Genomic DNA, 25,842 nt, shown 5'->3' on the forward strand with positions numbered 1-25,842 from the left:
AATAGATAATTTATCATACGTGCACCTTAACGAAGGCGTATTTTAGGTCTTGTCTAGTCTTAACTTTTGAATGCGCCTTATAACAACAGAGAAAACAGTTTTATGTATTAAAAAATTTTTTACGCGTGTTATTATTTTGCGCTCACGCAAATTAGATTATAGTACACAATTTTATAAAAGTAAACCACTATAAAAATTAGTATTCGTTTTTTATGTAAGTAGTTCTAACTTATAGAGGAATGGAAGCACTTTTTATGGTTGATTATCATATGGTTACAAAAATGAACCAGATAGTAAAATGAGAAGATTAATTGCAGATGAAGGGGAAAACCCAAAAGGAGGTATTAAGTTGGTTAAACTAGTTAGAAATGGACTGCTTATTTCTATTCCCCTAAGGAGGAGAAGGATTATTTACACGACAGTTGCCATCGAAGGGTAACATAGACAATTACATAATTTTACAAAAACATCCGCTTTCCTGATTGTTCATGCGCATGAACAAAGGCGCAAGCGCCCGTTTAGCAACGTAGCGAATGAAACGAATCAACTAAAGATTTAGGAATCATGCCCCTGCAAACAGGGGTATGCCGACGCCTGAGCGGCAAGCCCGTGTTTAGTCGGCCTTCCTCTTAGAGACGAATCGATGATGACTTATCGTAGGGCGATTTCGTGAAGTCGCCTAGTTGCTGGGCGATGGAGCCGGACGTGGCTATTCAGTTATTTCGTTATCTCCAAGCACCTAAGTTTATACTTTCTTATTCTGTAAGAAAGACCATTTAGCTGGGAACCATAGATATTACCATGATCTATACCAGTATAAAGTTGGAAATGAGTATATATCACAGCTTGCTATTTTCTCTGGAAAGCCTCTAGAAACCGAAACTTTTCTCTTTAAGTTGGCTCTGGCGTGGCATGATCTCTGCGGACCTGAAGGATTAGCGTTGGAATACAATACTTTTAAAAAAAGCTATCACCAACACAAAAGCGAGCGTATCACACCCGCCTTTCCAACTAAAGCCTTTCGATTTTATTGCGTGCAATTCCCATTTATACAAAATAGTTTATCCTCTCCTTCTAACACCATACTCTAACAAAGACACTATATTTTATTTATCAAGAAAGTTTTTTGCATAATTTTTGTATATCCAAACTTTCCCATATGTAGTTATGGTTATGCATAAACTTACATAGTGACCAAAAACAGTTTTAAGCTTCCTCTAATGCCAAAATCCCGTAACATTTAATAAATTGTTACGGGATAACCCCTTTATTTGAGTCAATTGGACTCCCCAAATTTGCTACTAACTTTTTTACCGTCCAATTCCCTTAAAATGCGGAAGTCCAGCCTGCATCTGCTACAATCACTGTGCCATTGATAAAACTGGAATCATCCGACCCTAGGAAAAGCGCCACATTCGCAATTTCTTCCGCTTGCCCAGCCCGTGGCATAACTGCTTGTCCTGCCTTCGTACGGCTCATACCAAATTCATTTACATTTTTCATGGAAGCAGCAATATTCGTTGCTACACCACCAGGTGCTATGGCATTACAGCGTATGCCTTTATCCGCATACATGTAGCCAGTATTTTTCGTAAATCCTATTACCGCATGCTTCGACGCAGTATACGTAGCGCCTGCATGTGCACCATTTAAACCACCTGTCGAGGCAATATTTATAATGACACCACTACCTTTTTCCAAAAAAACAGATAATGACTTTCTTGTGGAACGCATGACCGCGGTCGTATTAATCGCAAATACGTGCTCCCACTTTTCATCATCAATATCACCAGCAGGCTCGAAACCATCCATAATACCAGCATTATTGACTAAAATATCCAATGTACCGTACACATTTACTGTCGTGCTAATTAATTGATCTATTTCCTCACGATTGGCTACATTTGTCTTTACTGCTGTGGCAGTTCCTCCGTCTGCTTTAATTCCAGCTGCGACGTCCTCTGCCCCTTCTTTATTAATATCAGACACAACCACCTTGGCGCCTTCTTTAGCATAAAGCTGAGCGATTGCTTTTCCCATGCCAGAAGCTGAACCTGTCACGATTGCTACTTTTCCCTCTAGTTTCAAGTTTACCTCTCCTTTAATAGAAAAATGAATTAGTGCTAAAATCTACATCTTTCTTTTAATACTTCCATCTCACTAATCATACTTGTAGCTGTATACTCTAAGCATAATGTACTATACTTAGGGTAACAATAATCAAAAAAAGGCGTCCATGTTGATAAATCAACATATGAAGTCCAAAGTGTATATAAGTAAATAAAAAACAAACAGATTGGTGGTAAATTGCTTATGAAAGTAGATCGAAGAATTCGTAAGTCGAAAAATGCATTGAAAACCGCACTTATTCAACTTATGAAAGAAAAAGATTTGCAACAAATTACTATCACTGACGTTGTTAAGACAGCTGATTTAAACCGAGGCACGTTTTATAAACACTATCAAATTTTAGAAGATCTGCTGGAAGAACTTATTGATGATGTTATAACGGATCTCATTCAATCCTTTCGAGAACCATACCATAATAAAGAGACCTTTATCCTTCAGGAAATGACTGCTTCTACCATAAAAATTTTTGACCATATCTCTCGATTCTCAGATTTTTATCAAACCATTCTTCATCACGAAACCATTACTCCAGGATTACAGACTAAATTATGTAATGTCATCAAACATTTGGCTTTAGAGGATTTACAAAGTACGGAAGAAAATCATGTAATTAATAAAGATTTGCAGGCAAGCTATCAGTCCTATGCGCTTGCGGGAATGATTATAGAGTGGGTAAAAAGCGACTTTAAATATTCTAGCAAATATATGGCAGAGCAGTTAATTCATTTTCTTTCCTGCAAACCCATTTTAAGTATCTATCAAACATCGTTCAGCAGGCGAGCAATAGAGCAAATCGAGTAGAGGGAAAAGCTAAATAACTTTTCGCCCCTCTCACACCACCGTACGTACGGTTCCGTATACGGCGGTTCAATAGTTTGAGTGTACGAACTGGTATTGAAGAGCGATATCTTTATATCCTCTCGACGCCAGTTCTTTATCTGTCAATGAACGATGGAGTACATAGCTACTTGATATAGTCCAGTAACCTTTTCTTGTATTCGACTATTCATAAGCTTTACGCTTATCGATGCCTAAATGAATTAGATTCTTTCTTTTCGTACGTGGATTTTTCCACTGTTTCCAAATATATTGTCTAATTCGTCGCTTCAACCATCCATTTAGATTCTTCATGAATCCTTTCATTTCCCCTATGCCATAGTAATTTAACCACCTGTCATAAGTTGCTGGATCTTTTAGAATCACTTCAAGGTTCCGCCCACGATTGCGTTTAATGATTCGCTTGAGTTTCTCTTGAACGGTCACTTTCGCTTTGTTATGAGGACGAATTTTAACCCCATTCTTCGTGGCTAATAGACAGAAGCCAAGAAACTTCCGTTTCAAAGGGCTTCCAACCGCACTCGCTTATCAGATATCTGTTTTTCCACGAAGTACATGAGTTTGTCATGATTACCGTATCGAAGTAGGATTTCATATCCAAGTCCACTACATATTTGTACCCTTGTTCGTAGTACGATTTCGCCCGTATGATGGCATGATGCGCACTACGTTTTGGACGAAACACAAAACTATTATCGGAGAACGTTGGTTCAAATATCGGTTGTAACACTTGGTTGATAGCTTGTTGAAGCATTCGATCGATGACTGTGGGAATCCCCAGTTTCCTCTTTCCACCATCTGGTTTCGGAATTTCAACCCGCAGAACGGGTTGCGGTTTATACTTTCCTTGACGTAACTGGGTTAATAGTTCCTCCTTGTGTTCCTTCAGGTATGGAAGTAGCTGGTCGTACGTCATACCGTCGATCCCTGCTGCTCCCTTATTTCTGACTACTTGAAGGTAAGCTTGATTTAAGTTGTTCCTTGATAGGATTCTTTCAAACAGATTGGATACACCATTTTGATTGTTCTGTTCACCATGAAAAGTACTATGCGCTTCGACATACCCTTCATGTTCCACACTATCTCTCTGCCGATAGCCAGATTCTCCTGTTTTCTGCAGTTGTCGCACCTTCCACACCTCCTAGAGCTTTCAAAATTTCTATTGTTCGATCCTTCATGTTTCGTCAGTTAACATTACTATGACCTGTGCTGACTTCTTGTGATTCACCAAAACGTCCCCGCTTTGGTTGTGCTGATTCGTTATCATTCAACTCCCACTGCACCCTCACAAGACCTCCCCCGGTAAGAGCGAAAACTTTCCTCCCATGTAACTGTTAGATTTACTGTATAGGTTTCGGGCAGTATTGGACTTTATCTTGTTGCGCAGATTTATCCGACCTAATTCAGCCTTCTATCTAATTTCTGTTCGTCAGTTCAGGAGTTTGCGTCCAGCTTCCTTCAGCCACTACCTCACGATAGCCACCTTGCCTTCCGCTAACAGTTCCTACTGCCAAGCCTGTAGTGGACTTTCACCACCAAGTTTTCGCCCATGCAGGGCGCACACAAAAAAATGGCTATCACAATTCCGTTCAGCGATTTAAGCAATTATCACATATTGGAAAATCGATTCAAGGTAGCGCCACGAAAATGGAAATGCTTAAAGCAAGCATGGCAGATCACACCACACCCTTACGCTGTCATAACAATGGATTAGCCACTTTCTGGTCCTGTGTTGGGAACCTAACTCAGATGGACATCCAATACTGCTTAGGCGCCCCTTGCAGGAATGAGTATCAGCGATATTTTGACTAGAATATAAGGTAGTCCGTTGAAAGTGCAATGATTTTTCGTCCAACGAATCGAACAAAGGCGCAAGCGCCCGTTTAGCCACGTAGCGAATGGAACGAATCAACTAAAGATAAAGGAATCATGCCACTAAAAATAGGGGTATGCCGACGCCTGAGCGGCAAGCCCGTGTTTAGTCGGCCTTCCTCTTAGAGACGAACCGATGAGGCCTTATCGTAGGGCGATTTCGTGAAGTCGCCTAGTTGCTGGGCGATGGAGCCGGACGTGGCTATTCGGTTATTTCGTTATCCCCAAGACCTCATTTTATACTTTCTTACCTTGTTACAAAAAGAGTTTCCATATTACAGGAAACTCTCTTTTCACCATAACCGCTATTTAGCATTAATTGGCACCCACAGTTCATGCCTCGGCTTATGCTTTGGAGGGTAATAACATTCCATACACGGTAAATTAGCCAGTTCATAACCAGAAGTTGGAACCCATTCCGAGTATAGTCTTTTCCAAGCGTCCACAATATTAGGGAAAGCAACCCAAGTGGCTGGCGGGATAATCAATGTTTCCATATCATTTGGTGCATCGCCATCATATCGCACCCCCATAAAATATGCGAATTCATCATCGGTAATAGCTGCTTCTTTGCCACAAACACCTAACAGACTTTCAAGGGTACATTTTGGATTTTCCCAGGACATATCGATAAGCTCTTGCATAAAGCCGTCTTTTTTGGCAGTATTCCACAGTGTAGGTATTATTTTAAACGCATTGCTCGTTTTTACAGGTTTACTTTTTCCAACAATCTTTATTTCAAAATCTAACTGTTCGATTCGGTATTCCATTTCAGTATCTCCCTTGATGGATATTTGAAGTGAGATTTTAGGAAAGGCTTTTAATGATGTCCCCTTTGTACGAGCAACTGAGGGGGTTAATCCATGTGTCTTCTTGAAAGCACGGGAGAATGAATCAACAGAATCATATCCATATTTTATCGCTGCATCCATTATTCGAATATCACTTTTTTGAATTTCAAATCCAGCAAGGGTTAAACGCCTGCGTCGAATATATTCTGACAGGGGTATACCAGCAATAGCGGAAAACATTCGGGAAAGATGATATTCTGAGCAGCAGCCCACTTGCGCCATTTTTTTATAGCTTATTTCTTGTTCAAGGTTCTCTTCAATGTAATCTAGTACGTTATTCATTCTCTCCAGCCAGTCCATATCCTCCGTCTCCTTTCATACTTATATTTTAATCGAAATGGGACATTCGTGTACGACTTTTTCTGCCTAAAATAGTCGTCTAATTCATCTCTTCTAAACCATAACTGCAACTAAACTTTTACATAGAACGTATAAAAACCTCGATAGGGTGAAAATTCTGGACGACAGTAAGACACATGCAATTGGTTGCGTAGCTAGTGTTAAATAATTATTAAAAGTATTAATTTATTAGTTGACGAATAGGGAAATAGCATATAAGATAAGTAAAATTTGCTATAGGTATATGTAAATTAAATTGGAGGAAATGTGATCAAAACTATTGGACTTATAGGCGGAATGAGTTGGGAATCCTCGATAGAGTATTACCGAATAATTAACGAAGAAGTAAAAGGAAGGTTGGGTGGATTACATTCAGCAAAATGCGTACTTTATAGTGTTGACTTTGACGAGATGGAACGTTATCAAGCAGCAGGTAAAGCATTAGGAAAAGCAGCATCATCTTTAGAAAAAGCAGGCGCAGAATTTATAGTAGTTTGCACGAATAAGATGCATAAAGTAATTGATTATATTAAAGCGAGGATAACGATTCCTGTATTACATATTGCTGATGCAACAGCGACTCATATTCAAAATTCTAATATCAAAACAGTTGGGTTGCTTGGCACCAAATATACGATGGAACAAGATTTTTATAAATCTAGAATCGAATCGAATGGTATTAAAGTTATAGTGCCAGATAAGGAAGCTCGTAGCCATGTCAACAAAGTTATTTATGAAGAGCTATGTTTAGGGAAAATGGAGCAATCATCCAAAAATTATTATAAAAATGTGATACAAGATCTGGTTAATAATGGTGCTGAAGGGATCATTTTAGGGTGTACGGAAATTGGTTTATTAATTAAGACTGAAGATTCTGAAGTTCCATTGTTTGATACAACAGCTATCCATGCAATTGAAGCAGTACATGAGGCTTTAAAAGAAGAAAGCTCTTAGAATAAAATTTGCTTCTTTGCAGCTGAACTATCTGTAGACCTTGCCAATTTTTTTAAAGAGGGCATGGTGCATTTTTTAGAAAAACGATATGGAATGTCTATTGCCTTGTGATATGATGGGCAGAAGGTCCAAAAAGGATTACTTTTACTGTTCTATTGAATAAGTAAATATGGATGTGATGATAGAGCCTTTTTTAGACTGGGAGCGCAAATCTTAACCCCTCAGCTGTATACAGTTTTAGGACAGATTTGCTCAACCCAAAATTAGGAAGCTGCACGCTGTTCAGCTCTATCATTGTCAATAAACTTGAAATACGGAAGAATGATTCCTACTAAAGAAACGATGCAAATGATAGAACCTATGAATAAATATAAGGAACGGACTCCCCATATCTCACTTAAATAACCGCCAGCGAGAACGCCTAAAGGCATAATACCTCTAATGATGAATAAACGCACAGAGAATACTTTTCCCATTACATCATGAGGTATCGCTTTTTGGCATATTGTCATATTATGGATGCTAAAAATAGCCATAACGATTCCTCCTATTATTTCCGTTGCTATACCTAGGACAATACTCGTATTAAAAAATAAAGCCATAAATGTCAGTCCACCAATAAATAATGCGCCGAGCATTAATACACGCCGGCTTTCGGACGTTATCTTGCCAACTAGCATAGCCCCTAAGATATACCCAATAGGAAAGCCAGCCATAAAGTATCCGTACTCCGCATAACTACCATTTAGCTCCTCCGTTATATATGGAAGTGTAGTAACCATCGTTACACCAACTCCAAACTGTACAAACCCCAAAAACACGCCCAACCAAACGATAATAGGTCTAGTAAAAAAGTAAGACAAACCTTCCACAAATTCTTTTACCCATGTTTTCCTAATCCCTTGAACGCTCCTAGAATCTTGAATAAACATTAGGGTAAACCCGCTTATCATCAATAAGACAGTTACTAAAATAATCGTTCGCGTTACGCCAATATATTCAACTACTATCCCACCTAGGATAGGAGCCATAAAAGTCATTAGTCTAACTGTTCCATCTATGTAAGCATTTGCTTTCTCTAAGTGATCTTTAGGAACAATAGTAGGTATGATTGCTTGATTTGCTGGGACATACAGCGGAGTGATTAACCCGACAATAATCTGCACCAAGTATATATGCCAGGGCGAAAGTGTCTCCGTAAATAGCGCAAGAAGTGGAATTAGGAAAATAATTCCCCTCGCCCATTGAGAAAAGACCATGATCCATTTGCGACTCCAGCGGTCAATAAAAGGACCAATCATCAACTGAAGAATGAGAGAAGGGATAAAATATAAGATCCACATGCTGCTTAAAGCTAATGTAGAGCCAGTTAATTGATAGATTAAAACGGAATTACAAAAGGTTCCGAAAGCCCCGCCTAATTCAGAAATTCCATTTCCAAGCCATACGGAAACAAAGGATTTATTCTTTAATATAGATGTTGGCAATTATTCCTCCCTCCTTACTTTTCCAAGTATACTTCTAACTCCTTGAATAACAGCTCCATTGCGCCTTTTTTTAAACAATATTTTGAACCGACTATTTCTACTAATTTTGCTGCTCTTAAAATTTTCAAATGATGATGAATCGTCGACTTCCCAATATCTAGTTGGTCTGTTATCTCCTGTAGTGTACGATTTTCTTCTGAGAGCAATTTAACGATTCTGAGTCTTGCCTCATCACCTAATGCCTTATGCTTTAGCACTAAAAAATTATTTGGCGTATATTTATCGTTAGGAGTAATACTTTCATTGGCAACTGGATAATAGAAGACTTTAGTCTCTTCCATATCTGCTTCAATATTCCACGGGCGGTAAATATATTGTGGTATTAATAAAACATGATGCACACTTGGCTCAGGCGCATAAGTCACACCCCCAGTTGCCCACTGTACTAACTCTTCTGGTGTTAATTTGTTGCTCATCTTCTTTTTGGCTTCATAATCATTTTTTAAAATGATGCTTGTCTCTGCTACATCTCGTTCTAAAACCTCTTTATACCAGTTGCTCATTACTTGAATAAGATGTTCCTTTAAAAGGACAATGTCACACTGACTAATGAATTCGATATAAGTAGGGAAGAAAGAATTATTAGCTGTTGCCTGAACCAGTTTTTCTACTGAGCTCTTTTCTCCTTGAGCCGCCTTCTCTCTGTAATTTTGATAGTCCTTTCCGATAAACGGCAAACATATGAATCTTAGCTCCGTTTCTTGCAGTCCGTTAATATAAATGATAAATTCCGATAAATCTTTAAACTCCCGTTGATGAAGGATTTGCAACAATGACTTCCATGTATTATTTTGTTCAACAAACTCTAGTTGTTCCAATAGTCCGTCAGAGATTGATTTCTTTATTTCACCCCAATATTTTTCTGGTCTTTCCAGTGTGTTAATCAGTTTTTTATTTGTAATTGCTGCTATACCCAAAGCACTTTCCCATAGCAGGGAGTACGTTAAATGAACGTTGTATGTCTCCCTTTTTCTACTAGTAAGTTGCAAAATATGATCCACTTTACCACCTCCAACGTTATTTCATTTATATAGTAACATAAATTCTAAATATATTGGATATATGGTTCGATATATTTAGAATTTAGACACCATCTATTTTCGATTGTTCATTGTCAATTTAGGAATGCACATAAAAGGATTGTATCGTTATCTGTTATAAGCAAGAAAAAATAGACCGAGAGAGGAAACTAAAAATTAAGGAAGCTTGTTAGCAAAAGAAAGCAGACCTAAACATTAATTAGATTATCGCAAAGAGGCGGACTATGCTAACATTCCCCTTTACAAATATCAGCTGGTATAACCAAATTTATAAAACGAAAACCAAAAAACAAGCAGGAATTCACACTCCCCTGCTTGTTTTGTCTACTATTTATCTTTTGCTTTCTTATCTAAAATAGAGCGTATTTCGTTAATTTCCTCATCAGATAAAGACTCTTCCTCCATAAACTGAACGAGGAGTGATTTAAATGCTCCTCCATAAATTCGCTGAATAAAAGATTTCGCTTCCGTTCGCTGACATTCATCCTGTGAATACAAAGGGAAAAACGTATAAACCTTTGTATCCCGATTTACACCAACAACCTCTTTTTGAACAAGTCGATCTAAGAGTGTGCGCACTGTTTTAGGACTCCAGTCGGTATGCCCCTGTAAAGCTTTATATACTTCATTAGCTGTTTGCGGCTGTGGGGATCGTTTCCATAACGATTCCATGACTTCCCACTCAGCTTCCGATATTTTTGGTACATGCTTTGTCATTGCTAATTTCCTCCCTATTCTTTCTGAGAGCTACGCTTTAGAATGTCTCCATCGATTAGTTAAAAATTCTCATCTGGTATATAGATGTGTTTATCCTTTAAAATCGATAGCGTTATATCCGTTGCTTCGCGTCCAGAAGCATGATCGTCTCGCTGAATATTGGTGGCAAAAAAGTACGTATTCCCCTTTGCCTCTACATAGCCAATAAACCAGCCGTTTGTGTTTTTCTCATTCACGCTGCCTGTCCCTGTTTTACCTGAGAGGACAGAGCCATTTGCTTTTTCTAATTGGATCGCCTCTTTTACTGCTTGGATATTTCTTTCTTTAAACTGGAATTGGTTTGTGTAAAAATCATGAAGCAATTGTACCTGCTCTACAGGAGATATCCGTAGAGAGGATTCGAGCCAATATCCAGCTAAGCCTCCTGAAATATCACGATTTCCGTAGTTGATCCGTTTTAAGTATGCTTCGATCTTATCCTCCTGCACCATCTGATCTATCTCCTGAAAATACCATGTTACCGAAGATGCCATAGCAGATGAAAGATTTTGATCTTGGTTCCAAGTCTGATAAGGATATGGAGTACCATTCCATTTCATGGTGGAATGATCAGCAGTAATTGCATTTGTTTCTAAACCTAATAATGCACTAAAAATCTTATATGTCGAGTTAGGCGATACCCTTAATGTACTGTGATCCTGATTGTAAATGGTATAAGCATCCGCATTTCTATCATATAAGACAAAGCTGCCCTCATAATTGTGAAAGTATTCGCTTAAGTCTTCATAGCTAATCTGGTTATGGTGGAATTCATAGCGATCCTGCTTAGACGTCATAGCTGATACAAATGGAATTTGGCTAAAAACAACCATAAACATTAGCATAAAAACGCTGATACTTACAAGCCTTTTTCTCCTGCGCTCTGGTTGATAAACAGCAATTTTCATAATCCGCCTTTTTATTTGCGACTTTGAACCGTTCAGCTGATTAGCTAATGAAATAGGCTTGAAGGTAGAGGACGAGTGAATAAAGTGAAGCAGCGTTTTCCCATACGATGCGTGGTCATGTTTGTCCAACCTATTTAATACAGCTGTATCACACGCCATTTCTCTATCAAGACGCATTGCTCGAAAAGCAATCCATATAAGCGGATTAAACCAGTAGATGATTTGGTAAAAAATCAGCAGATAATTCGTGAATGTGTCTTTATGCTTATAATGAGTAAGTTCATGAAGTAAAATATATTTAATCTCTTCTTTAGAAAGCCATTGCTGAAAGCCGCTAGGAAGAACCACATATGTCGTGAACAGGCCAAAGGTCATCGGTGATGCAGCCTGTGGAGCTTGTAACAACCTTATCTTTTTGGATATATGCAGTCTCCTTTTACATTCACTAAATAAGTCTAGCACGTCTTTATCTTCTACCGCCATAGCTGAATGCTTTATGCTTCTGAGCTTCAACCATGAATGAATGTAAAGCATAAAGAGCACCAATATCCCTATAAGCCAGATACTCGCAATAACTATATTAAAATGATCTAGATCAGGACGATTCACGTTGGTTGCAAAAGCCTGCATCCACGTATGATCGCTTTTGACCAGCGCTTGTTCAGCACCACCATTTGGTCTATTGCTTTCATGCGGCTGATTACCTTGAAAAGTATGTAATGGCATAAAGTTAGATTTCGCTATTAAATTTGTTGGCATAAAAGGAAGTGTCAACGCAAATAGCAAGAGAAACCATAGATTATAATGCCATTTAGCTGATAACTGATTTTGGAATATTTTTTTAATCAGGAAAATAATAGTAATCGTAAAGGAAGAAACAAGCAATCCCGTAATAAAAAGCGTAAAGAACATGAATTCCCCTCCAGGTTAATTTTTTGGTTGAATGAGGGTTTTGACAATAATGATTAAAAATTAGGAATTTATTTTTATGGATAGATAGTGACTCGAAGAATGCTAGACGTGATGGTTTCCTATAGTATTAGAATAAATGGCATATTTTTATTTTTTGTTGACTTCACTTGACTACAATTGTAGTACAGAATTATGATTGTAGTCAACAAAGAGTTACTGCATTTTTTTAGTAATTTCGTGTACCCTATAGGATTACATTTGTAGTCAATCGACTTTTAATTACTACGTACTTTTTTAATCTAGGTTAGGAGATGATAGCGGTGAAACGAATATGGCTTCGCGCAGTCTTGATTAGTTTACTTCTTTTAGGTACTTCGGGCTGCTTCCAATCAGATGACCCTGAGAATATATATCAAGCATATTTAACAAGCTGAGAGCAGATGGACTTCGAGGGAATGTATCAGCAGCTGGATCAAGCAACAAAAGAAAAAGTGTCAAAATGGCAGTTTGTTAAGCGATATAAGAAAATTTATCAGGGTATAGAAGCTAAAGCCTTGAAGGTAGAAGCAATAAAAGACGAACAAGCGGATGATGAGTCTGAGGCGAAAGCTTTTAGATACCGTCTAAAAATGGACACCTTACAGCGTTATTCGTACATCACCCACATCAACATTTGACTTAGAACCTTATTTTTAAAACAGCAATTAATATAATACAGAATATTATCCCCCCTACCTAACAGATAATTTGATTGTAACTAATAACCCTCTGTCTTTTCCACCATCTTATGGACACTCTCCTTCCTTTATCAAAAGACTGTTATCCCATACATGATGTTTTTGATTTGTTAGAGTTTTTAGGTTCTGGCAGCTGTTTTTTCATGGCAATATTTCTATCTGAACGGTAGATAAAAATAAAAGGAGAACCATTAAATATAGCCTTACTAGAAATGAACCATATGAAAATGAAAGCAGATAATTAGAAAAAGGTACAATCCATAAATGAAAATGTACTATGAACTGACAACTTGTGTGCTCCTTCGAGAAGTTTTCAATCGTGGAACATCGATTACTGCATGTTGTACATAAAAAGAGTAATGTTACGTAGGATTTCCCTTCCTATCCAACCTTTTATTTTATGCTAAAGGCATCTAATAAAGGCGGTGTTTGTGATGTTAGTGATAAACAATGTCAGTAAAAAATACGGAAAAACGACGGCTTTAAACGAGATTTCCCTGAAGCTTAACAAGGGGGCTTGCTTAGGCTTAGTTGGTCCTAATGGAGCAGGGAAATCAACGCTTTTGAAAATTATTGTTCATATTGTTCAAGCATACGAAGGTAAGATTATCTTCACAGGCACATCCAATACCGATCAGAAACGCACCATTGGATATGTTCCTCAGGATATTTGTTTAGAAGAAAATGTCTCCGCCATCCAAAACCTATATTTCTTTGGCAGGATATATCAATTACGTGGCAAAGCGTTACAAAAGCAAGCAAAGAAAGTACTGCGCTATATCGGGTTGAGCGAGCGACAAAAAGATAAAGTGAAAACTTTTTCAGGTGGTATGAAACGCCGTTTAAATATAGGATGTGCACTGATGCATGAGCCACAATTCATTATTATGGATGAGCCAACAGTCGGCATTGATCCACAATCAAGACATTATATTTTAGACATGATTAAGCAAATGAAGGAAGAAAATCGTACCATTATTTATTCTAGTCACTATATAGAGGAAGTAAATAAAATTTGTGATGAAGTAGCATTTATTGATCAAGGAAAAATAATCGAACATGACACAATCAATAGCTTAATCGAAAAATATGCTGTACCTGCCATCTTTTTCGCCTGTCAAAATAGTGAAAGATTGCTTGCTGATCTCCACCAATTATCAGATCATGTACAACCATATAAAAATGGCTATAAGCTAACAACGGCTAATCCTATGTGGACAATGGAGGAACTGCTGCGCGCATGTAGAGAAAAAAAGCTGGTGTTAAAGCAATTTGAGCTTACCTATCCAACGTTAGAGGATATATTTTTCAAGCTTACTGGAACGGAGCTTCGCGCTTAAAACAAGATGAGGAGGGAATAGTTATGAGATCTATTTTGCAAATGGAACTGATGAAAAATGCACAGGATAAAGGACTTTACTTTTGGACATTTCTGCTGCCAATCATTTTTACTGTTTTATTTATTTCAATTTTTACCGCTGGGACAGAAGGTGCCGATAAGGAGTATGTGATTATATCCATTGTACCCGGATATGTAGTGATGTTTGTGTTTTTCATAATGATCTCGATGGGATTTTCATTTATTGAAGACCGTGACAAAGGAATGGTGGCACGACTTGCAAGTACCCCCCTTTCTCCATACGCTTATCTGTTTGGAAAATGGTCACCATATGTAGTGATTGTGTTTACTCAAATTATGGTATTGCTCACTTTTGGAAAAGTCGTTTATAATATTCCAATAGAACAACCTTTATTGCTCGGTATGTTAGCACTTATCCTAACTATCTGCATTACAGGGCTTGGGCTAGCGTTATCCTTACTTATCCGTACTAGCAATATGGGCGTCGCGGTTACACAAGTCATTGCTTTAGGTGGCGCATTATTAGGCGGGCTTTGGATGCCCTTGGAAGCGATGCCATCATTTTTCCAAAAGGTTGGAAAACTAACGCCTCAATATTGGGCACATAACGCATTTCAAGAAACGATGGTCGGAACATTGGCTTACAATGATTTCTTTATCGCTAGTCTCATTTTACTCACATTCGGTGCGGTTGGTTTCATCATTGCATTCTTTGCCTACCCAAGCTTTTTAAAACGCGCGAAGCATTAATTGGTTCATTAGTGGGAGGAATATAATGAAAGTAAAAATCGATATCGACGATCAATATGAGGAGACTTCCATTATTATTCAAACGAATGAGTGGACAGATGAACTGCAGCAGCTTGTCGCTTTGATTAAAAAAGAAAAGCCGAAACGGTTATTTGGCGTGGAGGAAGAGCAAACAGTCGTCTTAGATCCGGAAACGATTGATTATATTTATTCAGAAAAAAGGAAAGTTTACGCAGCACTTGAAAATGGACGACGATTGGAAATTAAAATGAAATTGTATGAAGTAGAGGAGACGCTTGCTAACAGTCATTTCATTCGTTTTTCTAAATCGGTGATTGGTAATGTAAATCGTATTCAACGGTTTGAGCTCTCCTTTAATGGAAATCTCTGTGTTTACTTTTCCTCAGGAAATAAAGAATATATTACACGTAAATATGTGACAAGCGTCAAAGAGAAACTGACGTCGGGAGGACTTCGTCATGATAGCTAAAATTTTGCGCCGAATGATATACGGAATCGCTTATGGGGCGATAGCAGTCTTTACCGCCTTAACGATTCTGATGATATTAAACGTAACACTCCCTATCTTTCAGATATGGCTTTATACGTTAGCAAGTCTTGCCCTTGGTATTTACTACGGTCTAGCCTCCTTTATTTTTGAGCTGGAAAGTTGGAGCCCTCTAAAGAAAACCTTAGTACACTACAGTTTATCTATAACTATCTACTTTACCTTTGCGCTTTCTCTACACTGGGTTCCTTTCCATTGGAAAGCAATTTTAGTTACGATTATTGGCTTTACGATTGTTTATGCGTTGTTTTGGTTTGGATACACACTTTATTATAAGAGAGTTGAGTCCTCTCTAAACGATACCTTGCAAAAAAATAAGTAAAAGGGGGAAAGGGGCTTAGAAATGCTTCTAAGGCAGTAAAGCGCTTTAAAGCTTTAGCTCTTAACGGCTATTTGGTTAGCGCTTGTATGGAAAGAGATAACAAGTGTATCTTCAATCAGTGGAGACTTTCTTTCACCCCCGCTGATTTTTAGGCCTCTATGCAAATCGGGCATTTAGATCCTTTTACTTGTTGCCGTATATGGATCTTCAATTCTAGAAGTGAAAATCTTACACCTTGTATGCGAGATAAAGCGAATTATTCATACACCCTTTAGCTGCCGGAAAAAGCGGGTGATACACTATATGTCTCAAACTACAACCAGCGCCTAGGAACGCTGGTTGTCATATTTAGAGCATAAGTCACGTTATCTTTATGGTTACTTACACTAAAAGCATATCTTTAAACCGTCTGTCTCTAATTCTTAATCATTTATGTTTTATTATTAGCTTCATGACAAATGATTATGAATCTAATATAAACTGTACAGACTCTTTTAAACAGTCGTCTGCTTGTACGTAGTCGCCAACCTTATCCATAAATGAGTGAATCATCCCGTTGTAGCGTAAACAATAAATATCTGTACCTGCTTTTTTAGCCTGCTCATAAAAAGCATCTCCCTGAAGACGTAAAGCGTCATATTCACCAGCAATATATAAGGTTCGTGGCATGTTTTTCAGTAAATCTCCTTCCACATTATACGGTGAAATCATCCAGCTCTCGGGGTCCGCATCTTGAATATACCAGCGATCAATAAAATAAAAGAAATCCATAAATCCTTTTATATGTTGATGCACCAGCTCCTCATGCTCATGTACTTTAATTGCAGATAAATCATAAAAACGTTTCAATTGCTCTTCGTTCTTTCCTTGATAAACTACTGGGTAAACGGAAACAGCATTCTTAATATAGTTCGTTCCATATAGCCTGTCTAATAAAGAAACGACATACGTTAAGTTTCCACCAGCCGAATCTCCCATTACATTCAGGTGATTTACATTTACTTTTAATTCCTCGTGATGATGATGGATATAGACTACCATTTTATGTGCATTTATAACAGCTTCCGGATAGGGGTGCTCTGGTGCTAAACCATACTCCACGGAAAAAACTCGTATCCCAGCCAAATCCGCTAAGCGTCTACACGGTAAATCAACAGTGTCTAATGAACCGCCAAAAAATCCGCCTCCATGATAAAACACAATAGCAGGTAACACTTCATTCACTACATCTTTTCTCTCATATGTTCGAACAGGAATACCCTCAAATTCTTTATCTTCCACTACGAGCTCATGGGTTGTAATATCTTTAGCATTTTGCCACCCAATTCCAGCGCGCATCATTTCTACCGTAGGTTCACTTATGGTTTCTGAAGACGATCTATCTTCAGTCATACTTAGCTCTGCAAGTGTTTTTGGGTCTAGATAACCTGACTCGTCCTTTCCTGGAACAAGTTTCACTCGCATTCGCGTATCAGCTGTTTCTATACTTTTCATCAATGAATGATTAGATAAATGCATGATGACCTTCCTTTCGTATTTATCTTATATGTGGTCTTTATATTAGGAAACACTTGAAAAAATCGTCTGTAATAAAGACGATTGTTGATATAAACTTAAAGGGATCACACCAATAAAGATTCCCTGTCTTCGCTTTGGTAAACAAAACAAGGGTTTAAAAAAGTAAATTTACGTTTTATAGCTGTTTTCTTTCTAAGCCACTGCATAGCACTGGTTTTAGAAAAACTGCCTTTTTCCAAGCATATCGTAAGTCGCCTACTTTAACAAATCAATAGGGTAAAACGCTTACCTAGCTAGGCGTCTCCTTCGTATATGTCTTACCTATTAGATTTCCAGAGGCTTTCCTTTTTCACTTGTTAAAACAAGAACCATTAGATGACGTCTTTCCGATACAAAAACCACAAAAGGTTAAAACGATTATGGATTTAATTGTGAACAAAGGCGCAGGGCGCCCGTTTAGCAACGTAGCGAATGGAACGAATCAACTAAAGATTTAGGAATCATGCCCCTGCAACCAGGGGTATGCCGACGCCTGAGCGGCAAGCCCGTTTTTAGTCGGCCTTCCCCTTAGCGACGAACCGATGATGACTTATCGTAGGGCGATTTCGTGAAGTCGCCTAGTTGCTGGGCGCTGAAGCCGGACGTGGCTATTCAGTTATTTCGTTATCTCCAAGCACCTCATTTTATACTTTCTTATCTTTATAAAAAAAGGATCATTGATATCCATGAAATGCTGGAGAGAGACTGGATGGTGGAAGTTGATTTCTTGCACAGGTTAACAGGTATTAATATAGGGTTTTTTAATAACTATTAGATTAGTAAACAAGACTTTGAGCTCGTTTATGTAAATAAAAATTCCTCCGCCATGCGCGAGAAGAATGTATAAGGTAATATTTGCGGATATAAGGTGGTAGCTAATCACATGATGTTGCCCTTCTACGACTGTAACAACTGCATTTTTCATTTTTTTAAAATTCGAGTAAGCTATAATTAAAAAGTTAATAAATATAACTACCTGGGCAGCAACACCAAATAGTTCATTCAGTAACCTTGAAGGGGGAAGGGGCAGCTCACATTAGAAAAAAAGTAATCACCTAATGCTTGCAAGGCTTGGGATGATTACTTTTTTGTATTATAAAAGTATAAAATTTTAGGCTTTATTATATGAAAAAGATAGCTTTCGCCCAAAGTCTTAGCGACAATTCAAGTTGTTCTCGACAAAATAGCCGATTTTAAAGTCATAACCATAAAAGATTTAACAGAATTCATTTTATGATTAAAGAATCACTATGCAAGTAGTAGAGTAACAAAAAACGGTCAGTGGAAAGACAATGGTCGACGAATCAATTATGGAGTAAGGGAATGGAACGTTTGCTACCATTACATCCTCTCTTGTAGCCATCCTATGAACATGTTAATTGTAAAGCTCAACTGTTTCCTTCAAAAAGTTTACATAATTCGTAATAAAACCTTTAGGCGTTATAATTTTAACTTTATTACCGAATCCTGCTAAAAAATTGGAAAGAAAATCGGTTCTCAGGCAATTCAATTGTCGCAAGGTAATCTCTTGTCGACACTTTTTTAACGAGATTTTTCCCGTATCTCTCAATAAATTGATCTCTTACAGCAACATCTAACAATAGCTGTACACTAACCAAATTTTGTTGATCGTTGTGTTGTTTTACTTCCCTACATTCTTTATCAGCCCTTGAGAGAAAAGAACCGCCTTTTTGGATATTTAATATTCTTGTCAATTTAAACGTTCGATAGTCTTCCCGTTCAAACTATATGCAAAAAGATACCAATGCATCTCCCTTAAATGTACTTTATAAGGTTCTACAACTCTATACGTCTTGTTTCCTTTTTGATCCACATATTCAAAATTTAACAACCCCAATTATGCTCAATTGCTTGCTTAATAAATAAAATATCTTCTTTGATTTGACTTCTTCCTGGCCAATCATAAAAAGTTAAATCAAGTTTCGGAGCAATATTTGCACTGGTCATTCCGTTAATTTTTTGAATCGTAGTTTGAATTTCTTGATTCGTAATCAGTTGCTCAAACCCGCCTAAAGCTACGAGTATATTTTCAATATCTTGACTATTTAATAGCGCTTATCGAACTTACACTCTTCCATTAGCGCGTACCCTCCTTCAGCACCATACTTCGCATAAATAGGGATGTTTGCATAACTTAATGTTTCCATATCACGTTGAATCGTCGTTTCGTTACATTAAAAGCCGACTAAATTCTGACGCCGAAACAACTTCCTTTTGTAGCAGGATCATAACTATTGAGATAAGTCGCTCAATTTTTTTCATATTTTCCTCCCATATACGACATACTGTTGTCGTCTATGTTCAGGAGGAGGTAATAAATGATGGAAGCAATAGCATATCTACAATTTGCTGGAAAGGCAGAAAAAGCATTAGGTTTTTATGAAAAGGCATTACAGGCAACAAGCGTAAAAAAGGTTAAATTTGGGGATTTTGGTCAGAACCCAAATGCTCCATTAACGGAAGAAGAACAAAACATGATCATGGAATCTCGTATTGAGTTTTCAGGAAATACATTAATGATCTCTGATGTTCTACCTTCTATGGAAGCTGTGACAGGTGAAGTCACAAAGGGGAATACCGTCTTAATTAGTATCATCGATGCTGGTCCAGAAATGAATAAACAAAGTTTTGAAAAGCTTTCAGAAGGCGGCACTGTGATCATGCCGTTATCTTCTACGCCATAGTCAGCAAGCTTTGGAATGTTAATCGATAAATTTGATGTAATGTGGAAATTTAATAGTGAGGCAAGTAAATTCCTTGATAGTTTCGTAAATTAAATTTGTACTATTAGAGTTGGGACCTCGTCAATATTTTATTGGAATACGCAATAAGACAGCATTTCCAAACAAACTCTGAAGCTCCTAATTGGGGGATTTTTAGAGTTTGTTTTTTTCTGTTATCGTAGAAGCCTTTCAATTAGAAGTATTGATGTGATAGATTTAGAATATTTATCTATAGTAGAGCACAACATCAAGATATTCATCAGGGACAGTACTTATTGCCCAAAACTAGAGGGTAATCTACATAACAATGGATGAATGATTGAAATATTGCCTCGAGAATCCTACAGCACCTTATACGAGATAAACTAAAAACTCCTCTTCTACAGAAATTCTGAGCTATAAGCTATTTTATTGTAAACAGTTTCATCACCAAGTAAAATATACAGTATAAGTAAATATTTTAGAAAAAGAGAGGGAGTAAGGAGTCATGAACAGCAAAGTGAATACAGCGCAGCTCATTGATCCATCGTACAAGCTATATATTGGCGGTCAATGGGTAGAAGGCACGGAAGGCAGAAAAATAGCTAGCTACAATCCTAGTACTGGTGAAAAACTCTCTGAAGTGATTGATGCGACACATGCTGATGTCGATGCAGCAGTTGAAGCAGCGACAAAAGCATTTCAATCTTGGAAAACTGTCGGCGTTGAAGAAAGAAGTAAATTACTTCTTAACATTGCTGATTTGATCGATGAACATGCAGATCATTTAGCAATGGTTGAAACATTGGATAATGGTAAACCACTGAGAGAATCACGCGGCGCCGATGTTCCATTAAGTGCAGATCATTTTCGCTATTTCGCTGGCGTTATTCGTTCTGAAGAAGGAACTGCCAAAGAATTAGATGATGAAACATTAACATTAACTTTAAAAGAACCAATTGGTGTTGTAGGTCAAATTATTCCATGGAACTTCCCATTATTAATGGCTGCTTGGAAAATTGCTCCTGCAATTGCAGCAGGGAATACCGTTATTATTCATCCGTCTTCATCAACTTCTCTTAGCATATTAGAATTAGCTAAATTATTGGATCAAGTATTACCTCCAGGTGTTGTTAACGTCATTACTGGTAGAGGTGCTGATTCAGGGGATTACATGCTCCATCATGAAGGCATTAGTAAATTAGCCTTTACTGGATCAACAGAAGTTGGTTATACAGTAGCAAAAGCAGCCGCTGACCGTTTAATACCATCTACATTAGAACTAGGTGGAAAATCGGCAAATATTTTCTTTAATGATGCTCCTTGGGAAAGAGCAATTGAAGGTGCTCAATTAGGTATTTTATTTAACCAAGGGCAAGTATGTAGTGCTGGATCACGTATTTTTGTTCAAGAGGGCATCTATGATAAATTTGTTAGTGAATTAAAAACAGCTTTCGAAAATATTAAGGTCGGTCTCCCTTGGGAAGATGGCGTGCAAATGGGTGCACAAATCAATCAAAAGCAACTTGATAAAATATTACAATACGTTGAACTTGGTCAAAAAGAAGGCGCTAAATTGATAACAGGCGGTTATCAAATCAAGGAAAACGGCTTAGAAAATGGTGTATTTATGGCACCAACTATTCTTGCTGATGCAGATAACAATATGCGTATCTCACAAGAAGAGATCTTTGGACCTGTCGCTACGGTGATTAAATTTAAGACAGAAGAAGAAGCCATTCGCTTAGCAAATGAATCCGAATACGGGCTTGGCGGCGGAGTATGGACAAAGGATCTAAACACGGCTTTGCGTGTATCCCGTAAAGTAGAAACAGGCCGTATGTGGGTGAACCAGTATACGAACTTCTCTGCCGGTGCACCATTTGGTGGTTATAAAAAATCGGGTATTGGTCGTGAGACATATAAAAGTATTCTCGATGCTTATACCCAAACAAAAAATATTTTCATCAGTATGAAAGAGGAAAAAGACGGACTCTATTAATCATTTTAAAGAGCTGTGTTTATAAGCAATGCTAGCTTATAAGACACAGCTTTTTTACGTAGAGAGGAATTATTAATATACGATCGTTCTGACATAAATTCGTAAAATCATTCGTTTTTTAATCAATATTTGATACATTTGTTTTACTTATTGCCCTTTATTCATGTATATTACTAGTAGAAGTGTTTTATTTTTAGCATGGTTAGGAGCGATTAATTTGGAAAGAGTAGTCGGAACAGTTGTCAGAGGTCTTCGTTGCCCCATTATTAATCAAGGTGACAAAATTGAAGACATTGTGGTAAATAGTGTATTAAAAGCTTCCGAGGTGGAAGGCTTTCAAATAAATGATAAGGATATCGTTACTGTTACAGAATCAGTCGTAGCGCGTGCTCAAGGCAATTACGCTTCGATCGATCATATCGCTGCGGACGTCCAAGCCAAATTTGGTGAAGAAACAATTGGGGTTATATTTCCTATTTTAAGTCGGAATCGTTTCGCAATTTGTCTCCGTGGTATTGCGAAAGGCGCTAAAAAAATTGTGCTGATGCTAAACTATCCATCTGATGAAGTGGGAAATCATTTAGTAGATCTTGATACGCTGGATGAAAAAGGCGTTAACCCTTGGACAGATGTGTTAACAGAAAAACAATTCCGTGACCTTTTTGGTCATCAAAAGCATACGTTTACTGGTATTGACTATATTGATTACTATAAATCCATTGTGAAAGAATATGGGATTGAATGTGAAGTTATTTTCGCCAATGATCCAAAAACGATCCTAGACTACACGAAAAATGTACTCAGCTGTGATATTCATTCACGATTCAGAACGAAAAGAATTTTAACGGCGAACGGGGCAGAAAAAGTTTACAGTTTGGATGACATCTTAACCAAATCTATTGATGGCAGTGGTTATAATGAAGCTTACGGCCTTTTAGGTTCTAATAAATCCACAGAGAATACAGTTAAGCTTTTCCCTAGAAATTGTCAGCCTGTTGTAGATAAAATCCAACAGATGCTTAAGGAAAAGACTGGAAATAATGTAGAAGTGATGGTATACGGCGATGGTGCATTTAAAGACCCTGTGGGGAAAATCTGGGAGCTTGCTGACCCTGTAGTTTCACCAGCTTATACATCTGGTCTTGAAGGCACACCAAACGAAGTGAAATTAAAGTACCTTGCTGATAATAACTTTGCTGACTTAAAAGGAAAGGAACTTGAGGAAGCGATTAACAACTATATTGAAAATAAAGACGAAGATCTTGTAGGATCCATGGAAACACAAGGAACAACGCCAAGAAAGCTTACTGATCTTATTGGCTCCTTATCTGACTTAACCTCAGGTAGTGGCGATAAAGGTACACCGATTATTTATATCCAAGGATATTTTGATAATTATACGAAGTAAGTAAGAAGCCAGGCACCAGCGATTTTTGTTGGTGTCTGGTTTCATTATCTTTCCTTTCAAAACTAAAGGATGTTTAAGAGTTAAAAAGCTGTGGATACGATTAATCAATCTACAGCAATAGTAAGCGCACTCAATAAAGTGAAGCTTCCATGAGTGGGGGGCATTCTTTCCCGACTGATTGTTAGTAGCCCAAAGGTATGACCTAGAAGCCCCCCACGAAACAGGGCATTTAGGTGCTGCTAGCTCCCACTTAGAGAGTTGTTGTGAAGTACAAGGTTATCCAACTCCTCAAATGGGAGTCTTACAGCACCTAATATGCGGGATAAATGCACCCATTCGTATTAAGCTAATCTCGCGAAATTTCTAACTAACTATTTGAACTTAAATGAATGCTTCTTCCCCTTTTTCCTGTTCTACTAATTTCTTATCGTATAATTTTATAAATGGCAGCCATATGAGAAATGCTACAATGGCACAAATCACTGCAACAACGACAGCCATTATATCCCCACCTGTACTAATAAAAGCACCTGCACCTATTGGAGTTGGCCAAGGCATTTGCGCAATAATAGCTTCAACCATATTTAGCTTAATTGCCCAATAACCGATTGAAGCTGCTGCCATTGGAGCTAAAAAGAACGGTATAGCTAGATATGGGTTATAGACTATAGGTAATCCAAAAATGATCGGTTCATTAATATTAAAGATACCGGGCGCAACAGCTGCTTTACCTAGCACTTTTAATTGTTTTGATTTCGCAAAAAAGGCAATAAATAATACTAAACCTAAAGTAGCACCAGAACCGCCTATAATTACAAAAGCATTATTAAATTCACCAGCATATGGAATATTAGCCCCATCTATGTTGGATTGCATATTGGCAAGAACAATTGGCGTTAAGAATCCCCCAACAATAGTTGCCCCATGAATACCTACAATCCACAGCGCATGAATAATAAAGAAAATAATCAGGATACCTAACCAACTATTCGTTAAATTAACAACAAATCCAAATGGAATGGCTACTATTTTAAATATATCCGTACCTAATGCAATGAAAATACCATTAATTAGTAAAACAGCAAAAGCAACTAAGAATGCTGGAATTAATGCTGTGAAGGATCTAGATACACCCTCTGGTACTGCTTCGGGCATTTTTATAACCCAATTTCGTTTCACACATAAGCGATATAATTGAACAGCGACAACAGACATAATAATCGCAGTGAATATTCCAGTTGCCCCTAAACGACTAACCCCATCTCCAACCATTTCCCAACCATAAAGAATGGCGTTGTTTTCATCCATTTTCTCTACTAAGGACATTTTCCCGTTTTCTAAAACTAATTGAGGAATAGTCATAAAAAATGCAAACATGGATAGTAAAGCACCATTCAATGGATTTAAATTTAAGCCTTCTTCTTCAGCAAGTATTTTTGTATACTCATACCCTATTACAAGTCCAAAATATAGCGCTAATATACCCATTGTCGCTTTGTTCGCTAACATATACAAATCACTAATTCTAAAAAAAGTACTATTATAAAAGCCTTCTAAAAATGTAAATGTTTGAGGTAAAACGTTAAGTACCAAGAACATCGAGCCTACGATGACAAACGGAATAGAAGCCATCCCCGCAGCCATTACTGCACGTACAACGCGTAAGGAAGCAACTTTACCCATGGGACCCATTAGATATTTTTCCAATAGAGCAAATACTTTGTTTTCTGTCGCCATAGAAATACCCCTTTCCAAAGTTAACTAATTATTTCTTCATATTGTTTAATACGTTTAAAATGCTTATCTTCATTATGTTTAATCTGGTTTAAACGATAGAGAACAAATACACTTAACAATATCCCAATAAACAAAATGACTAAAACTAATATTCTAGTCTTATCTTGATTGAAGAGAAAAGGATATAGGTGCGTGAAAATAGACGAAAAGCAAACCGATAGGATCAACGTGACATTTGTCAAAAGTAACATGATAAAACAATATTTGGTGCGCTTGGCATTGTTGGTATGGTTGCTATATATTTTTACTTGCTCAGCAATACTAATGACTAACGCAATAATTAACATTAAAGGGATAAAAAATAGTGTTGAGCCACTCATAAACATTGAAATTAACCAATATAAATGTGTAAAAAAGAATAATGCAGAAACATATCGTATAAGTAAATATCGATTAAAGTACATGGATTTAATACTTAACTTTTTTCTATTTTGTTCCATAAGTGTTATTTCATTGTTTTCCATATACAAAT

General features: G+C 37.5%; 24 protein-coding genes and 1 pseudogene. 11 read left to right on the forward strand and 14 right to left on the reverse strand.

The window, feature by feature from the left end:
• Positions 1 to 1,326 precede the first annotated feature (1,326 nt).
• Positions 1,327 to 2,088 carry an SDR family oxidoreductase gene (locus BKP57_RS10125; RefSeq protein WP_072741471.1) on the reverse strand — a complete coding sequence of 254 codons (762 nt, stop codon included), beginning with the start codon at positions 2,086 to 2,088 and terminating at the stop codon, positions 1,327 to 1,329.
• A 225-nt stretch (positions 2,089 to 2,313) separates the two neighbouring features.
• Here BKP57_RS10125 and BKP57_RS10130 point away from each other — a divergent pair, with 225 nt between their 5' ends.
• Positions 2,314 to 2,931, forward strand: coding sequence for a TetR/AcrR family transcriptional regulator (locus BKP57_RS10130; protein ID WP_072741472.1), 618 nt, complete (start codon positions 2,314 to 2,316; stop codon positions 2,929 to 2,931).
• A gap of 201 nt (positions 2,932 to 3,132) precedes the next feature.
• On the opposite strand, the gene BKP57_RS22820 is transcribed toward BKP57_RS10130, so the two are convergent.
• The 3 genes from BKP57_RS22820 to BKP57_RS10145 form a co-directional block, all read right to left on the reverse strand.
• A complete protein-coding gene (locus tag BKP57_RS22820) occupies positions 3,133 to 3,393 on the reverse strand; it encodes a group II intron maturase-specific domain-containing protein (protein WP_232231378.1) in 261 nt (86 codons plus the stop codon).
• A gap of 25 nt (positions 3,394 to 3,418) precedes the next feature.
• Positions 3,419 to 4,096, reverse strand: a complete 678-nt coding sequence (locus BKP57_RS22825; RefSeq protein ID WP_232231379.1) for a reverse transcriptase domain-containing protein — start codon at positions 4,094 to 4,096, stop codon at positions 3,419 to 3,421.
• A gap of 1,048 nt (positions 4,097 to 5,144) precedes the next feature.
• Entirely contained in the window at positions 5,145 to 5,990 is an 846-nt protein-coding gene (locus BKP57_RS10145) for an AraC family transcriptional regulator (RefSeq protein ID WP_072741473.1), read from the reverse strand.
• A 309-nt stretch (positions 5,991 to 6,299) separates the two neighbouring features.
• On the opposite strand from BKP57_RS10145, the gene BKP57_RS10150 reads away from it, so the two are divergent.
• Entirely contained in the window at positions 6,300 to 6,983 is a 684-nt protein-coding gene (locus tag BKP57_RS10150; RefSeq protein WP_072742413.1) for an aspartate/glutamate racemase family protein, read from the forward strand.
• Between the two features lie 263 nt (positions 6,984 to 7,246).
• Here BKP57_RS10150 and BKP57_RS10155 read toward each other — a convergent pair whose 3' ends face one another.
• The 4 genes from BKP57_RS10155 to BKP57_RS10170 form a co-directional block, all read right to left on the reverse strand.
• Positions 7,247 to 8,470: an MFS transporter gene (locus BKP57_RS10155; RefSeq protein ID WP_050350673.1), complete on the reverse strand. Its 1,224-nt coding sequence runs from the start codon at positions 8,468 to 8,470 to the stop codon at positions 7,247 to 7,249.
• Positions 8,471 to 8,484: 14 nt separating this feature from the next.
• Positions 8,485 to 9,531, reverse strand: coding sequence for an ArsR/SmtB family transcription factor (locus tag BKP57_RS10160; RefSeq protein WP_373314151.1), 1,047 nt, complete (start codon positions 9,529 to 9,531; stop codon positions 8,485 to 8,487).
• Positions 9,532 to 9,897: 366 nt separating this feature from the next.
• The gene (gene blaI / locus BKP57_RS10165) at positions 9,898 to 10,287 is read right to left on the reverse strand and encodes a penicillinase repressor BlaI (protein ID WP_072741474.1); all 390 of its coding nucleotides are present in this window, start codon (positions 10,285 to 10,287) and stop codon (positions 9,898 to 9,900) included.
• A 59-nt stretch (positions 10,288 to 10,346) separates the two neighbouring features.
• On the reverse strand, positions 10,347 to 12,146 hold the full coding sequence (locus BKP57_RS10170; protein WP_072741475.1) for a BlaR1 family beta-lactam sensor/signal transducer: 1,800 nt from the start codon (positions 12,144 to 12,146) through the stop codon (positions 10,347 to 10,349).
• Between the two features lie 440 nt (positions 12,147 to 12,586).
• On the opposite strand from BKP57_RS10170, the gene BKP57_RS10175 reads away from it, so the two are divergent.
• The 5 genes from BKP57_RS10175 (at position 12,587) to BKP57_RS10195 (ending at position 15,883) form a co-directional block, all read left to right on the forward strand.
• Positions 12,587 to 12,823, forward strand: coding sequence for an NTF2-like N-terminal transpeptidase domain-containing protein (locus tag BKP57_RS10175; protein ID WP_050350670.1), 237 nt, complete (start codon positions 12,587 to 12,589; stop codon positions 12,821 to 12,823).
• 494 nt (positions 12,824 to 13,317) lie between these two features.
• Positions 13,318 to 14,223 carry an ABC transporter ATP-binding protein gene (locus BKP57_RS10180; protein ID WP_050350669.1) on the forward strand — a complete coding sequence of 302 codons (906 nt, stop codon included), beginning with the start codon at positions 13,318 to 13,320 and terminating at the stop codon, positions 14,221 to 14,223.
• Positions 14,224 to 14,246: 23 nt separating this feature from the next.
• Positions 14,247 to 14,993: an ABC transporter permease gene (locus BKP57_RS10185; RefSeq protein ID WP_050350668.1), complete on the forward strand. Its 747-nt coding sequence runs from the start codon at positions 14,247 to 14,249 to the stop codon at positions 14,991 to 14,993.
• 25 nt (positions 14,994 to 15,018) lie between these two features.
• Entirely contained in the window at positions 15,019 to 15,483 is a 465-nt protein-coding gene (locus tag BKP57_RS10190) for a LytTR family DNA-binding domain-containing protein (RefSeq protein WP_050350667.1), read from the forward strand.
• Positions 15,473 to 15,883 (forward strand): DUF3021 domain-containing protein, encoded by a 411-nt coding sequence (locus BKP57_RS10195; RefSeq protein ID WP_072741477.1) that lies wholly within the window; start codon positions 15,473 to 15,475, stop codon positions 15,881 to 15,883. Before BKP57_RS10190 ends, BKP57_RS10195 begins: the two co-directional genes overlap by 11 nt.
• Positions 15,884 to 16,345: 462 nt before the next feature.
• On the opposite strand, the gene BKP57_RS10200 is transcribed toward BKP57_RS10195, so the two are convergent.
• The gene (locus BKP57_RS10200) at positions 16,346 to 17,401 is read right to left on the reverse strand and encodes an alpha/beta hydrolase fold domain-containing protein (RefSeq protein WP_050350665.1); all 1,056 of its coding nucleotides are present in this window, start codon (positions 17,399 to 17,401) and stop codon (positions 16,346 to 16,348) included.
• A 353-nt stretch (positions 17,402 to 17,754) separates the two neighbouring features.
• On the opposite strand from BKP57_RS10200, the gene BKP57_RS22065 reads away from it, so the two are divergent.
• Positions 17,755 to 17,898 carry a hypothetical protein gene (locus BKP57_RS22065; RefSeq protein WP_156875313.1) on the forward strand — a complete coding sequence of 48 codons (144 nt, stop codon included), beginning with the start codon at positions 17,755 to 17,757 and terminating at the stop codon, positions 17,896 to 17,898.
• Between the two features lie 999 nt (positions 17,899 to 18,897).
• Here BKP57_RS22065 and BKP57_RS22830 read toward each other — a convergent pair.
• Genes BKP57_RS22830 through BKP57_RS23130 form a run of 3 tightly spaced genes read right to left on the reverse strand, consistent with a single transcriptional unit; the run spans position 18,898 to position 19,408 of the window.
• Positions 18,898 to 19,155: a hypothetical protein gene (locus BKP57_RS22830; protein WP_232231381.1), complete on the reverse strand. Its 258-nt coding sequence runs from the start codon at positions 19,153 to 19,155 to the stop codon at positions 18,898 to 18,900.
• Positions 19,152 to 19,274 carry a WYL domain-containing protein gene (locus tag BKP57_RS22835; RefSeq protein WP_232231414.1) on the reverse strand — a complete coding sequence of 41 codons (123 nt, stop codon included), beginning with the start codon at positions 19,272 to 19,274 and terminating at the stop codon, positions 19,152 to 19,154. The genes BKP57_RS22830 and BKP57_RS22835 overlap by 4 nt, the downstream gene beginning before the upstream one ends.
• Positions 19,275 to 19,285: 11 nt before the next feature.
• Positions 19,286 to 19,408 (reverse strand): hypothetical protein, encoded by a 123-nt coding sequence (locus BKP57_RS23130; protein ID WP_257786706.1) that lies wholly within the window; start codon positions 19,406 to 19,408, stop codon positions 19,286 to 19,288.
• Between the two features lie 374 nt (positions 19,409 to 19,782).
• On the opposite strand from BKP57_RS23130, the pseudogene BKP57_RS10215 reads away from it, so the two are divergent.
• From BKP57_RS10215 to BKP57_RS10225, 3 genes and pseudogenes are all read left to right on the forward strand, one after another.
• A pseudogene (locus tag BKP57_RS10215) lies at positions 19,783 to 20,238 on the forward strand (VOC family protein).
• Positions 20,239 to 20,671: 433 nt separating this feature from the next.
• Positions 20,672 to 22,165: an aldehyde dehydrogenase family protein gene (locus tag BKP57_RS10220; RefSeq protein WP_072741479.1), complete on the forward strand. Its 1,494-nt coding sequence runs from the start codon at positions 20,672 to 20,674 to the stop codon at positions 22,163 to 22,165.
• A gap of 217 nt (positions 22,166 to 22,382) precedes the next feature.
• Complete coding sequence (locus BKP57_RS10225; protein ID WP_072741480.1) at positions 22,383 to 23,573, forward strand: coenzyme F420-0:L-glutamate ligase; 1,191 nt, start codon at positions 22,383 to 22,385, stop codon at positions 23,571 to 23,573.
• 381 nt (positions 23,574 to 23,954) lie between these two features.
• Here the strand turns inward: BKP57_RS10225 and celB are convergent, their stop codons facing one another.
• Together celB and BKP57_RS10235 are read right to left on the reverse strand one after the other, a co-directional pair.
• On the reverse strand, positions 23,955 to 25,310 hold the full coding sequence (celB, locus tag BKP57_RS10230) for a PTS cellobiose transporter subunit IIC (protein ID WP_072741481.1): 1,356 nt from the start codon (positions 25,308 to 25,310) through the stop codon (positions 23,955 to 23,957).
• Between the two features lie 20 nt (positions 25,311 to 25,330).
• On the reverse strand, positions 25,331 to 25,834 hold the full coding sequence (locus BKP57_RS10235; protein ID WP_072741482.1) for a hypothetical protein: 504 nt from the start codon (positions 25,832 to 25,834) through the stop codon (positions 25,331 to 25,333).
• Positions 25,835 to 25,842 lie beyond the last annotated feature (8 nt).

It is taken from the genome of Virgibacillus sp. 6R (genome assembly GCF_001895305.1).
GTDB lineage: Bacteria > Bacillota > Bacilli > Bacillales > Amphibacillaceae > Virgibacillus > Virgibacillus pantothenticus.